The 12119-nt window shown below is 64.1% G+C and carries 13 protein-coding genes; 1 reads left to right on the forward strand and 12 read right to left on the reverse strand.

The genetic code is table 11. The annotated features are described in order from the left end of the window. The first annotated feature begins 29 nt into the window (after positions 1-29). Positions 30-869 (forward strand): pantoate--beta-alanine ligase, encoded by an 840-nt coding sequence (gene panC, locus ACEN9F_RS07865; RefSeq protein ID WP_413419480.1) that lies wholly within the window; start codon positions 30-32, stop codon positions 867-869. Here the strand turns inward: panC and ACEN9F_RS07870 are convergent. From ACEN9F_RS07870 to ACEN9F_RS07925, 12 genes are all read right to left on the reverse strand, one after another. After that, complete coding sequence (locus tag ACEN9F_RS07870; protein ID WP_413419481.1) at positions 866-1357, reverse strand: hypothetical protein; 492 nt, start codon at positions 1355-1357, stop codon at positions 866-868. The genes panC and ACEN9F_RS07870 overlap by 4 nt on opposite strands. A 63-nt stretch (positions 1358-1420) precedes the next feature. Continuing rightward, the gene (locus ACEN9F_RS07875; RefSeq protein WP_413419482.1) at positions 1421-2629 is read right to left on the reverse strand and encodes an EAL and HDOD domain-containing protein; all 1209 of its coding nucleotides are present in this window, start codon (positions 2627-2629) and stop codon (positions 1421-1423) included. A 44-nt stretch (positions 2630-2673) separates the two neighbouring features. Further along, positions 2674-3342 carry a protein phosphatase CheZ gene (gene cheZ, locus ACEN9F_RS07880; RefSeq protein WP_413419483.1) on the reverse strand — a complete coding sequence of 223 codons (669 nt, stop codon included), beginning with the start codon at positions 3340-3342 and terminating at the stop codon, positions 2674-2676. Between the two features lie 2 nt (positions 3343-3344). Next, positions 3345-3734, reverse strand: coding sequence for a chemotaxis response regulator CheY (cheY, locus tag ACEN9F_RS07885; protein ID WP_008450066.1), 390 nt, complete (start codon positions 3732-3734; stop codon positions 3345-3347). A gap of 124 nt (positions 3735-3858) precedes the next feature. Continuing rightward, positions 3859-4929: a protein-glutamate methylesterase/protein-glutamine glutaminase gene (locus ACEN9F_RS07890; RefSeq protein WP_413419484.1), complete on the reverse strand. Its 1071-nt coding sequence runs from the start codon at positions 4927-4929 to the stop codon at positions 3859-3861. Between the two features lie 28 nt (positions 4930-4957). Next, positions 4958-5557: a chemoreceptor glutamine deamidase CheD gene (gene cheD / locus ACEN9F_RS07895; protein ID WP_413419485.1), complete on the reverse strand. Its 600-nt coding sequence runs from the start codon at positions 5555-5557 to the stop codon at positions 4958-4960. A gap of 9 nt (positions 5558-5566) precedes the next feature. Then, positions 5567-6433 (reverse strand): CheR family methyltransferase, encoded by an 867-nt coding sequence (locus ACEN9F_RS07900; protein WP_413419486.1) that lies wholly within the window; start codon positions 6431-6433, stop codon positions 5567-5569. A 73-nt stretch (positions 6434-6506) separates the two neighbouring features. After that, positions 6507-8225, reverse strand: a complete 1719-nt coding sequence (locus ACEN9F_RS07905) for a methyl-accepting chemotaxis protein (protein ID WP_413419487.1) — start codon at positions 8223-8225, stop codon at positions 6507-6509. A gap of 155 nt (positions 8226-8380) precedes the next feature. Beyond that, the gene (locus ACEN9F_RS07910; RefSeq protein ID WP_413419488.1) at positions 8381-8869 is read right to left on the reverse strand and encodes a chemotaxis protein CheW; all 489 of its coding nucleotides are present in this window, start codon (positions 8867-8869) and stop codon (positions 8381-8383) included. Positions 8870-8878: 9 nt separating this feature from the next. After that, the gene (gene cheA / locus ACEN9F_RS07915; protein WP_413419489.1) at positions 8879-11086 is read right to left on the reverse strand and encodes a chemotaxis protein CheA; all 2208 of its coding nucleotides are present in this window, start codon (positions 11084-11086) and stop codon (positions 8879-8881) included. Positions 11087-11131: 45 nt separating this feature from the next. After that, the gene (locus ACEN9F_RS07920; protein WP_413419490.1) at positions 11132-11497 is read right to left on the reverse strand and encodes a response regulator; all 366 of its coding nucleotides are present in this window, start codon (positions 11495-11497) and stop codon (positions 11132-11134) included. 68 nt (positions 11498-11565) lie between these two features. Next, positions 11566-12114: a chemotaxis protein gene (locus tag ACEN9F_RS07925; RefSeq protein ID WP_413419491.1), complete on the reverse strand. Its 549-nt coding sequence runs from the start codon at positions 12112-12114 to the stop codon at positions 11566-11568. Positions 12115-12119 lie beyond the last annotated feature (5 nt).

Raw genomic sequence — 12119 nt, forward strand, 5'->3', positions numbered from 1 at the left:
CCCCATTACGCCCATCGCGAACCTACGTCATGAAAATCATTACCACCATTGAAGAATTGCGCGACCAACTCAGCGGCCAACTGCGCACCGCCTTCGTCCCGACCATGGGCAACCTGCACGAGGGCCATCTGTCGCTGATGCGCCTGGCGCGCAAGCACGGCGACCCGGTGGTCGCGTCGATCTTCGTCAACCGCCTGCAGTTCGGCCCGAACGAGGATTTCGACAAGTATCCGCGCACCTTCCAGGCCGACGTTGAGAAGCTGGAGAAGGAAGGCGTGTACGTGCTGTTCGCGCCGACCGAGAAGGACCTGTACCCGGAACCGCAGGAGTTCCGCGTCAATCCGCCGGCCGACCTGGGCAACACGCTGGAGGGCGAGTTCCGTCCCGGCTTCTTCACCGGCGTGACCACCATCGTGCTCAAGCTGTTCTCGTGCGTGCAGCCGAAGGTGGCGGTGTTCGGCAAGAAGGATTACCAGCAGCTGATGATGGTGCGCAACATGAGCCGCCAGTTCGCGCTGCCGACCGAGATCATCGGCGCCGAGACCTATCGCGCGGAAGACGGCTTGGCGCTGTCGTCGCGCAATATGTACCTGTCGGAAGCGGAGCGCGCGGAGGCGCCGGCGCTGTTCCAGAGCCTGAACTACGTGGCCAATGAGATGCGCGCCGGCCACCTGGATATCTTCCAGGTCGAGCACAAGGCGATGGAAGACCTGGCCAAGCGCGGCTGGAAGCCGGATTATGTCTCGATCCGCAAGCGCTCGGACCTGCAGCCGCCAAGCGCCGGCGACCTGGCGCAAGGCGCGCCGCTGGTGGTGCTGGCCGCCGCCAAGCTGGGCTCGACCCGCCTGATCGACAATCTGGAAATCTAAGGCTTAGGCTGCGGGGCCGCCGCCGGCGGCAGCTGGATGATGATGGGTGGTTGCGCCATCGGCGCGGCTGTCCTCGCAGCGCGTACTTCGGCTGCAAGCGCAGCAGTGGCGGCCCTCGCCTCTGCTGCAACATTGTTCACGGTAAAAGTCATAACCGTGATAAATAGCACGATGCCGGCGATCCAGGTGCCAATCATCCATTTAACGATGTGCGCGGTATTTTTCGCCATTTCAGCACGCAACTCGGCGGCCACACGCTCGATTTTCTCGTCCATGTGAGCAAAGCGACCATCGATGTAGGCGCGCATCTCGGCAAAGCGACCATTCATCTGCGCCTGCATCTCGGCAAAGCGACCATTTATCTGTGCCTGCATCTCGGCAAAACGACCATCCATCATGGCCTGGAACGCGCCCAGCCGCTCGTCCAGCAGCGTGTGCATGGTCTCGACCTTGGCGTCGATATAGTCTTTGTCGGAGTTCGCGTTCATGCGCCCATCTTCGGCCTCGCAACGGGACCTGTCAACAAGGGCACTGGTCCCGCTTGCGGCAGATCAGGCCGCGACGTTTTGGGCCCAGGCCAGCGCGGACAGGTGGGCTTTATTGACGTCCAGCGGACTCAGCTTCAAGGCCGCGGCCAGCGAGGCCACCAGGTCGGAATTCAGCTCGCAGGCTTCGGCCAGCGCCAGGTAGGGGCCGTACTTGCCGCTGCGCGTCAGCAGCGCGGCGACCACGTCGTCGGACAGCTGGATGTTGGCCAGCACCTCGTCCATCGGGATGCCCAGCAGCCGGTCCAGCAGCGAGAACATGCCCGCCACGAAGACATTCTCGGCCTCGCCCTTGCCCAGCGCGGCCTGCGCCAGCAGCTCGGCCAGGCGGCCGCGCACCACCGCCGTCTCCAGCAGCACCGGCGAATAGCCCGAGGTGCTGGCCGTGGCCAGCAGCAGGGTCAGCCAGCGGTACAGCGGCGTGTAGCCCAGCAGGGTCAGCGCCTGCTTGAGCGACTGCACCTCGCGCCCGGCGCCGAAGCCGGCCGAGTTGATGAAGCGCAGCAGCTTGTAGGACAGCGTGGCGTCGCGCTTGAGCACGGCTTCCAGCTGTGGCAGGTCGGCATTCTGGCGCACCATCTGCATCAGCTGCATGATGATGGTCTGGGCCGGGTTCAGGCCCTTGGTTTCTGGGCTCGGGCGCGGCGTCAGGTGCAGCTTGCCGACGAAGGCATTCAGGCCGAGCGCGGCGCAGGCGTCGAAGTCGGACCAGTTGCTGACCGGACGCGCCACCATGCCCACCGTCGATTGCTTCAAGGCCGCGTAGGTGCGCGCCTGGGCGCCGACGTCGGCGCCGGAAAAGCGCACTTCCACGTAGGAGGCCAGGGTCGGCAGCCGGGTGCCGATGCGGGTCAGGTCGGCGTCGCGCAGCAGGATGCCGACGCCGCCGGCGCGCAGCGCCTGCACGGCGGCGGTGGTGTCCGGATTGGCCAGCTCGGCCGCCTTGATCGACAACACGGTGCGTTCCGGCGGCAGCTGATGCAGCGCGTCGGTCGACAGCATGGCCGGCACGGCCTCGAGGAACAGGATTTTGTCGCGCAGCAGCCAGCCGCCGTCGTCGTCGTTGACTTGCCCGGCGACGAAGCCGATCAGCGCTTCCAGCTCGTCGGCGGTCGATGCCGCCGCGCTGGACTGCTGCCAGGAGAGTTCGTAGCCAACCACCCGCTGCTTGGCGTCCAGCAGCGGCTCACGGACGAGGAAATTGGTTTGATGCATGGTCTTGAGGTGAGAAAGGCCCGCGGCGAACGGGCCGGTACAGATCAGAAGCCCAGACTATCCAGCAGATCGTCCACCTGCTCCTGGTCAGCCACCACGTTCTCGCGGGTCGGATCGATTTGCGGTCCGTTCAGCAAGCCGTTGTCGATTTCCTTCTTCATCTGCTCGGGCGCAAAGTCGATCAGCATCTGCACCAGCTGCTGTTCGAGGTTTTGCGCGATCGACGTGACCTTTTTAATCACCTGCCCGGTCAAGTCCTGGAAGTCCTGCGCCATCATGATGTCCATCAGATGGGCCTTGGTCTCGCTGGAACCGGCGGCGGCGCCATCCAGCGCGGCGACGGTCTGCTGCGCCAGTTCCTGCCAGGCCGCGCCTGACGCGGCAGCCGTGCCGGCGCTGGCCGCCAGCAGCCGCTGCCAGGAGGCGCTCAACTGCTTGGCGTCGCCGCCGATCTGGTCCTGCAAGGGGCCGGCGGCGTCGGTGGCGTTTAACACTTTCTGCGCCGCGTCTTCACTCAGGCGCGCCACATAATCGAGGCGGTCGCGCGCGTCGGGAATGTCCGACGCGGCTTTTTCGATCAGTTTGTCCAGGCCGAGACCGCGCAAGCTTTCATGCAGGGCCCGGGTCATGTGACCGATACGCGACAAAAACTCCTCGTTCGGCTCCATCGCTGCTGACGTGGCAGCGGCGGCGCCATTTTGTTGCTCAAACATCATCAAGCTCCGAGTTTTTCGAAGATCTTGTTGAGTTTTTCATCCAGCGTGGCCGCGGTGAACGGCTTGACCACATAACCGTTGGCGCCGGCCTGGGCCGCCGCGATGATGTTTTCCTTCTTGGCTTCGGCGGTCACCATCAGCACCGGCAGCTTGGCCAGGGCCGGATCGGCGCGAATGTTTTGCAACATCGTCAAGCCGTCCATGTTCGGCATGTTCCAGTCGGACACGACGAAGTCGAAGGATTCTGCGCGCAGTTTCGCCAGCGCCATCACGCCGTCTTCTGCCTCGTCGACATTGGCATAACCCAGTTCTTTTAACAGATTCCGGACGATGCGGCGCATCGTCGAAAAATCGTCAACAACTAAAAATTTCATCTTTGGATCAGCCATGAATTACTCCGTTGTTTCTCTACGCGGTGGTTAATAGTGCCTAGAATTGCCAGCAAGTTGTAGGATAGCATTTTCGTTGCTTTAAGGCGAACAAAGTCGCAGTAAAACGTCACACTTAGCGATTTTATACGCGCAAGGCGCGCATGCCGTGCTGCGCCAGGTAGCCCAGCACCATGCCGGGCAGCGCCTGCAGGGCGCCGATTTCATGCGCCGCGCCCATCGCGATCGCCTCGCGCGGCATGCCGAACACCACGCAGCTGGCCTCGTCCTGGGCAAAATTATACGCCCCGGCGTTCTTCATCTCCAGCATGCCGGCCGCGCCATCCTTGCCCATGCCGGTCAGGATAACCCCAACCGCGTTCTTGCCGGCGCACTGCGCGGCCGAACGGAACAGCACGTCGACCGACGGCCGGTGGCGGTTGACCGGCTCGGCCTGGTCGATCCGGGTCATGTAGTTGGCGCCGCTGCGGGTCAGGTACAGGTGCGAGTGGCCGGGGGCGATGTAGGCGTGGCCCGGCAGCACGCGCTCGTTGCCCTGCGCTTCCTGCACCGAAATCTTGCACAGGCTGTTGAGGCGCTTGGCGAACGAGGTGGTGAAGCCTTCCGGCATGTGCTGGGTGATCAGGATGCCGGGGCAGTCGGACGGCATCTGCATCAGGAATTCGCGGATCGCCTCGGTGCCGCCGGTGGAGGCGCCGATGATGATCAGTTTTTCCGACGAGGTCAGCGGATTGCGCAGCTGCGGCAGCGGCGCGTGGCCGTCGGCGCCCGGCTGCGGCAGGGTGCGGGCGCGCACCCTGGCCTTGGAGGCGGCGCGGATCTTGTCGGTGATCAGCTCGGTGTATTCGCGCATGCCGGCCTGGATCGAGATCTTCGGCTTGGTGACGAAATCCACCGCGCCCAGCTCCAGCGCGCGCATGGTGATCTCGGAGCCGCGCTCGGTCAGCGAGGACACCATCACCACCGGCATCGGCCGCAGCCGCATCAGTTTTTCCAGGAAGTCGAGGCCGTCCATCTTCGGCATCTCGACGTCCAGCGTCAGCACGTCGGGGTTGTGCTGCTTGATCAGTTCGCGCGCCACCAGCGGATCGGGCGCCGCCGCCACCACTTCCATGTCGGGCTGGGAATTGATGATCTCGCTCATGACGCTGCGGATCAGCGCCGAGTCGTCGACGATCAGGACTTTGATCTTCATAAAACGCTACTTTCCGGGCTATGCCCTGTCAAAACAGATCGATCTCGCCGCCGACCGGCGCCACTTTGAGGCGGCTGGCGTATTCGATCTCACGCTTGGCCAGCGTGTCGTTATGGGTTTGCATCAGTTTCTTGACCAGCACCTTGCCGGTGCGCGGGAAGAAATACACCTTGCGCGGGTGGATGTCGTTGAGGTCTTCGGCCACCACCCGGATCTTCTCGACCTTGAGGAAGTTCAGCACGAAGGCGGCGTTGCGCTCGCCGACGTTGATCGCGGTGAAGCCCTTGAGCACGGCCCCGCCGCCGAACACCTTGGCTTCCAGGTTTTCGCGCCGGGCGCCGGCCTTGAGCAGGTCGTTGATCAGGATTTCCATGGCGTAGGTGCCATAGCGCGCGGAGGCCGACACCGGGCTGCCGTTGTCGCCGCCGCCGTCCGGCAGCATGAAGTGGTTCATGCCGCCCAGGCCGGTGGCGCGGTCGCGGATGCAGGCCGACACGCAGGAGCCGAGCACCGTCACGATCAACATATCCTTGTTGGTGAAGTAGTACTCGCCCGGCAGTATCTTGGCGGCTTCGCAGTCGAACGTTCTATCGTAGTAGACGTTCGTGGCAAATTGTTCGAGGTCCATGGCTTATTCTCATGTGCGTTGCGACGGTGCTTTTCGGCCAGCGGCTGCGTCGTCCAGTTCGTAGACGGTCTTGCCGCGCAGTTTCAACGACTCCGAGACATACAGGAAGTTTTCCGAATGCCCCGCAAACAGCAGCGCATCGGGCTTCATCAAAGGGACAAAGCGGGACAGTATTTTACGCTGAGTTGCCTTGTCGAAGTAAATCATCACGTTGCGGCAAAAGATGACGTCGAACTGGCCGCTGATCGGCCAGTTGTCGGCCAGCAGGTTGAGCTGCTTGAAGGTGATCATATTGCGCAGCTCCGGCCGCACCCGCGCCTGGCCTTCGCGGTCGCCCTTGCCCTTGAGGAAGAAGCGGCGCGAGCGCTCGGGCGACATCTTGTCGAGGCGGTCCATGGTGTAGACGCCCATCTCGGCGGTGGCCAGCACGTTGGTGTCGATGTCGGTGGCGATGATCTGGACGTTCGGCGTCAGCGTGTTGAACGCCTCGCACACCGTCATGGCGATCGAGTACGGTTCCTCGCCGGTCGAGCTGGCGGAGCACCAGATGGTCAGCGGCTCGCGCCGGTGCTTGATGTGCTCGGCCAGCAGCGGGAAGTGGTGGGCTTCGCGGAAGAACGAGGTCAGGTTGGTGGTCAGCGCGTTGGTGAACGATTCCCACTCCTCGCCCAGGCGCCCCGCCTCCAGGTCGTCCAGGTACTTGGCGAAGGAACCGATGCCGGTGGCGCGCAAGCGCCGCGCCAGGCGGCTGTACACCATTTCCTGCTTGCTGTCGGCCAGCGAGATGCCGGCCCGTTTGTAAATCAACCCGCGCACCCGTTCGAAGTCCTTGGCGTTGAAGTCAAACTCTTTGACGGTGTCTTTAGCTTGCGGCATATGTTAAACCTTTATGTGACTGCACTAACTATGCCATCCGCCATTCCCGCCCGGGGCCGGAATGGCGTACATCTTAAAACTCTTCCCACTCCTCGCCGGCGGATGGCGCGGCGGTGGTCAGCTTCTTGGCCGGGGCCGGACGGGCGGCGGCCACGCGCGCGGCCGGGGCCGGACGGGCTGCCGGGCGCGGCGCGGCGACGGCCGCGGCGCGCGGGGCCGGCGCGGCCGGACGGCGCATCGTCTCGTCATGCGACAGCTTGAAGATGCTGACCGCCTGCGCCAGCAGCTGCGCCTGTTCCTGCATGCTCTCGGCGGCGGCTGCGGCCTCCTCGACCAGCGCGGCGTTTTGCTGCGTCATCTCGTCCATCTGGGTGATGGCCTGGTTGACTTCCTCGATGCCGTTGCTCTGTTCCTGGGTGGCGGCGGTGATCTCGCCCATGATGTCGGCCACCTGGCGGATCGAGGTGACGATCAGGTCCATGGTCTGGCCGGCCTCGTCGACCAGCTTGCTGCCGGCGTCGACCTTGTCGACCGAGTCGCCGATCAGTTCCTTGATTTCCTTGGCGGCGCCGGCCGAGCGCTGCGCCAGGTTGCGCACCTCGGAGGCCACCACCGCGAAGCCGCGGCCCTGTTCGCCGGCGCGCGCCGCCTCGACGGCGGCGTTCAGCGCCAGGATGTTGGTCTGGAAGGCGATGCCGTCGATCACACCGATGATGTCGACGATCTTGCTGGAGCTGGCCTTGATCGAGCCCATGGTCTCGACCACCTGCGACACCACGGTGCCGCCCTTTTCCGCCACCGACGAGGCCGAGACGGCCAGCTGGTTGGCCTGGCGCGCGTTGTCGGCGTTTTGCTTGACGGTGGAGGTCAGCTCCTCCATCGACGACGCGGTCTCTTCCAGCGAGCTGGCTTGCGACTCGGTGCGGGCCGACAGGTCGGCGTTGCCGGAGGCGATTTCCTGCGAGGCGGTCGAGATCAGCTCGGTGCCGTTGCGGACGTCGCCGACGGTCTTGGCCAGGCTTTCGTTCATGTCCTTCAGCGCCTGCAGCAGCTCGCTGGTTTCATCCTTGCCTTCGACCACGACCTGCGAGGTCAGCTCGCCGGTGGCCACTTTCTGCGCCACTTCGACCGCGCCCGACAGCGGCGCCGTGATCGAGCGGGTGATGACGGCCGCGCACACCACGCCCAGCGCGACGGCGATGCCGCCCAGCACGAACAGCATGATCATCAGGCTGCGGTCGGACTTGACCGAGCCGTCCATGACTTCCTTGGCGTTGGCCTGCTGCATGTCGACCAGCTTGTTGATCAGCGCCAGCGTCTGCGTGTTGAGCGGGTCGATGCGGCCGGAAATGACCTTGGCCCCGCCCTCGCTGTTGAACGCCAGGATCTGGCCGATGGCTTCCTTGAAGGCGTTGTCGGTGTCGGCGGCCAGCGCGGCGATGTCGGCCAGGGTTTTCTTTTCCGCGTCGTTCAGGCCCAGCGCCTTCAGGTCGGTCACCGCCTTCTCGTAGCGCGCGCGCTGGTCCTTGACCTTTTGCTCTTCCTTCTGCATCAGGCTGACGTCCGACTGCAGGCCGATGTTGCGCATGGCGATGCCGGTCTCCAGCATCGCGCTCTTCATCGCGCCGGCCTGCAGGTTCTTGGCGGTCGACAGCTCCAGCCCCTTGGTCAGCTGGGACTTGTTGCTGTAGTTCAGGTAGTTGGTCAACAGGACCATGGCCACCAGGATCAGCAAAATAGCGCCGAAGCCGATGCGCAGCCGTGCGCCGATTTTGAAGTCGCGTAAATTCATTGTGTTCTCCCCTATGCTGTCTGTGCACTTGTTCGCCGGGACCTGCTTGCGAACCCCGTGTTCTATCGTGTGTGGGCGCGCCCTTCTATGGGGGCGCTGCCGCCGGTTTGTGCTCTAGGTCGTGCCCAAGGTTTGGGGACACGCAAGCCGGGCCGTCAAGCCGCCAGTTGCTCCATCAAGCCCATTTCCGAGCTCGACATCAGCTTGTCGATGTTCACCAGGATCAGCATGCGCTCGTCGATGGTGCCCAGGCCGATCATGTAGTCGGTGCTGAAGGCGGTGCCCATTTCCGGCGCCGGCTTGACCTGCTCCGGCGTCAGGGTGGTCACGTCCGACACCGAGTCCACCACCATGCCGACGATGCGGCCGCTGATGTTGAGGATGATGACCACGGTGAACTGGTCGTACACGGGCGAGCCGAGGTTGAACTTGATGCGCATGTCCACCACCGGGATGATGATGCCGCGCAGGTTGATCACGCCCTTGATGAACTCCGGCGCGTTGGCGATGCGGGTGACGGTTTCGTAGCCGCGGATTTCCTGCACCTTCAGGATATCGATGCCGTATTCCTCCGAGCCCAGCGTGAACGCCAGGTATTCGTGGCCGGCGATTTCATTTGCTCCGGTGGTCAGTACCTCTGCCATGATGGCTCCCTATGAAGAAAAAATCGATTCGTCCGCCAGCTGGCGCGACGAGCGTATGAGTGCGGCGACATCGAGGATCAGCGACACGCCGCCGTCGCCCAGGATGGTGGCGCCCGAGATGCCGGCCACCTTGCGGTAATTCGATTCCAGGTTCTTGACCACCACCTGCTGCTGGCCGACCAGGTCGTCGATGAACAGGCCGGCCTTGCGGCCGTCGGTCTCGATGATGACCACGATGCCCTGGCAGGGGTCGGTGAAGCGCGGCGTGATGTCGAACATCTGGTACAGCGGCACCAGCGGCAGGTATTCGCCGCGCACCTTGATGACCCGGCCCTTGCCGCTGATTTCCTTGACGTCTTCCGGCGCCGGCTGCAGCGATTCGATGACGAAGCCGAGCGGCAGAATGTACACTTCCTCCCCGACCCGGATCGACATGCCGTCCAGGATCGCCAAGGTCAGCGGCAGCGAGATCGAGATCGTGGTGCCGAAGCCCTTGGCCGAGCGGATGTCGACCACGCCGCCCATGGCGGTGATGTTGCGCTTGACCACGTCCATGCCGACGCCGCGGCCGGAGACGTCGGTCACCGTCTCGGCGGTCGAGAAGCCGGGCGCGAAGATCAGCTGCCAGACCTCGGCGTCGCTCATGTTGTCGCCCAGCGGCAGGCCGTTCTGCGCCGCCTTGGCCAGGATGCGCTCGCGGTTCAAGCCGCCGCCGTCGTCCGAGACTTCGATGATGATGTTGCCGCCCTGGTGGGAGGCCGACAGGAACAGCCGGCCCGAGTCGCTCTTGCCGCCGGCGCGCCGTACTTCCGGCATTTCGATGCCGTGGTCGATCGAGTTGCGCACCAGGTGCGTCAGCGGATCGACGATGCGCTCGATCAGGCCCTTGTCCAGTTCGGTGGCCGCGCCGTTGGTGATGAAGTCGACCTTCTTGCCCAGCTTGGCCGCCAGGTCGCGCACCATGCGCGGGAAGCGCGAGAACACGAAATCCATCGGCATCATGCGGATCGACATCACCGCTTCCTGCAGGTCGCGGGTGTTGCGGGTCAGCTGGCTGACGCTGTTGAGCAGGCGTTCGTGCGCCATCGGGTCCAGCGTGTCGACGCGCTGCTCGATCATCGCCTGCGTGATGACCAGCTCGCCCACCAGGTTGATCAGCTGGTCGACTTTCTCGATCGAGACGCGGATCGACGACGATTCGGCGCCCGGTCCGGGACCGCCCTTCTCGCCTTTTTCCTTCTCTTCCTTCTTGGCGGCCTTCTTTTCCTCCTCGACCGCGGCGGCGCTCGGGGCCTCGATCACGATGCCGGCGGCGGCGCGGATCTGCTCGACCGGCTGGAAGAAGCCGTAGCCGCGGCTGTCGTCGGCGCCGGCTTCGGCGTTGGCGCGGATCTCGTCCAGCGGCTGGAAGAAGCCGTAGCCTTCGCCACTGCCGGCGGCGGCCGGATGCAGCTCGGCCTCGTCGAAGAAGCCGTAGCCCAGGTCTTTCTCGACCTTGGAGCGCTCGGCGTTTTCCAGCCTGGCCTGCCTGGCGTCCAGCGCCGGCAGCTCGGTGACGAGCATGTCGTCCGGGTTCAGCACGAAGGAGCAGATGGCGATGATGTCGTCCAGGCTTTCATGCGTGGTGACCACCATGGCGTTGCGGTCGCGGTCCAGCGGCGTGATCGAGACGTGGCCCATCAGGCCCAGCTCGGCGCCCAGCGCGGTCACCTCGCGGTGCGCCATGGCCGGCAGCTCGAGACGGTAGCGCCGTCCGCCGCTGTGGTCGACCACCTTGGCGTCCGCCGTGTTGAAGGCCGGCGCCACCGGCGACAGCGCCACCACCGGCACGTCCTGGGTCAGCGACTGCAGCATCATGCGCACGTTGCCGACCGCGTCCTGGTCGACCTGGCTGCCGTGGCGGTGGCCGTCCAGCTGCATCTTGAGGATGTCCTTGGCGGCCAGGAAGGCGTCGACGTGCTCGGACGTCAGCGCCATCTCGCCCTTGCGGATGCGGTCGAGCAGGGTTTCGAGGATGTGCGTCACCTCGGTCATGTCGGTCACGCCGAACGTGGAGGCGCCGCCCTTGACGGAATGGGCGGTGCGGAAGATCGCGTTCAGATCCTCGGCGTCGGGGGCTTCCACGTTGACGGCCAGCAGCAGCCGCTCCATTTCAGCCAGCAGTTCCTCGGCTTCATCGAAGAAGACCTGGAAAAACTGGCTTATGTCGATGGTCATGGTGATACTCCGTACAGTTCGCTCAGCATCATTGCATGCGCCTTATCAGCCGATGACCTTTTTCACTACCTCGATGAGCCGCTGGGGATCGAAGGGCTTGACCAGCCAGCCGTTGGCGCCGGCGGCGCGGCCCTTGGCTTTCATCTCGTCGGACGATTCGGTGGTCAGCATCAGGATCGGCGTCTTCTGGTAGGCCGGCAGTTCGCGCAGCAGCTTGATCAGCTGCAAGCCGTCCATGCGCGGCATGTTCTGGTCGGTCAGCACCAGGTCGACGCTCTGCAGCTTGGCTTTTTCCAGGCCTTCCTGGCCGTCCACCGCTTCCACCACCAGGTAGCCGGCCGCCTTCAGGCTGAAGGCCACCATCTGGCGCAGGGAACTGGAATCATCAACTGCAAGTATTGTCTTGGCCATCTTTGCTCTCACTCTTTATATGCCGGACCTCGCGGTCCGCGTTAAATCAATCGGTTGCGGGCGGCGCTTTAGAATAATTCGATGTCGCCGCTCTCCAGGTGTTGCTGACTGACTGCTTTGCGCAACACGCTGCGCAGTTCCAAACTCTGTATCGCCAGCGCCATGCTGACCTTGCCCAGCAGCGCGACGATTTCCTCGTTGTCGCTCTCGGGCAGCATCTCGGCGCCGTGCGCGCCCAGCGTGCCGAGGAACTCGCGCAGGCCGGTGACGCGCTTCAGGGTGCGGTCGATCAGCTGGCTGGTCATGTCCTGGAATTGCAGGCTGGTGATGGCGGCGTTGACATAGCCGCCGACGTTGCCCTGCAGCGCCTCGAGCTGGGCGCGCTGCTCGGGCGTGGCGATGCCGCCGTCCAGCAGCAGCCGGATCGTGGCCTGCTCGGCCTCGACCGCCTGGTGGATGGCCATGAAGTTGAAGGACAGCTTTTCGATCGCTTCCTCCAGCAGCAGGCCGGTCTGGATCAGGTCGGTCTCGACTTCGGTCAAATGCTTGCGGCCGTGGTCAGACACGCCCGACAGCAGGCGCTTGACGTGGGACCCCAGGATTTTTTTTCTCGTCATAACAG

The sequence above is a fragment of the Duganella sp. CT11-25 genome (genome assembly GCF_047302815.1).
Taxonomy (GTDB): domain Bacteria; phylum Pseudomonadota; class Gammaproteobacteria; order Burkholderiales; family Burkholderiaceae_D; genus Rugamonas.

What these genes read in the sequence shown, in the direction of transcription:
- panC (WP_413419480.1), top strand. Translation starts at nt 30, where the DNA reads ATGAAAATCATTACCACCATTGAAGAATTGCGCGACCAACTCAGCGGC.
- cheA (WP_413419489.1), bottom strand. Translation starts at nt 11,086, where the DNA reads ATGACCATCGACATAAGCCAGTTTTTCCAGGTCTTCTTCGATGAAGCC.
- ACEN9F_RS07905 (WP_413419487.1), bottom strand. Translation starts at nt 8,225, where the DNA reads ATGAATTTACGCGACTTCAAAATCGGCGCACGGCTGCGCATCGGCTTC.
- ACEN9F_RS07920 (WP_413419490.1), bottom strand. Translation starts at nt 11,497, where the DNA reads ATGGCCAAGACAATACTTGCAGTTGATGATTCCAGTTCCCTGCGCCAG.
- ACEN9F_RS07910 (WP_413419488.1), bottom strand. Translation starts at nt 8,869, where the DNA reads ATGGCAGAGGTACTGACCACCGGAGCAAATGAAATCGCCGGCCACGAA.
- ACEN9F_RS07900 (WP_413419486.1), bottom strand. Translation starts at nt 6,433, where the DNA reads ATGCCGCAAGCTAAAGACACCGTCAAAGAGTTTGACTTCAACGCCAAG.
- ACEN9F_RS07875 (WP_413419482.1), bottom strand. Translation starts at nt 2,629, where the DNA reads ATGCATCAAACCAATTTCCTCGTCCGTGAGCCGCTGCTGGACGCCAAG.
- cheZ (WP_413419483.1), bottom strand. Translation starts at nt 3,342, where the DNA reads ATGTTTGAGCAACAAAATGGCGCCGCCGCTGCCACGTCAGCAGCGATG.
- cheD (WP_413419485.1), bottom strand. Translation starts at nt 5,557, where the DNA reads ATGGACCTCGAACAATTTGCCACGAACGTCTACTACGATAGAACGTTC.
- ACEN9F_RS07925 (WP_413419491.1), bottom strand. Translation starts at nt 12,114, where the DNA reads ATGACGAGAAAAAAAATCCTGGGGTCCCACGTCAAGCGCCTGCTGTCG.
- ACEN9F_RS07870 (WP_413419481.1), bottom strand. Translation starts at nt 1,357, where the DNA reads ATGAACGCGAACTCCGACAAAGACTATATCGACGCCAAGGTCGAGACC.
- ACEN9F_RS07890 (WP_413419484.1), bottom strand. Translation starts at nt 4,929, where the DNA reads ATGAAGATCAAAGTCCTGATCGTCGACGACTCGGCGCTGATCCGCAGC.
- cheY (WP_008450066.1), bottom strand. Translation starts at nt 3,734, where the DNA reads ATGGCTGATCCAAAGATGAAATTTTTAGTTGTTGACGATTTTTCGACG.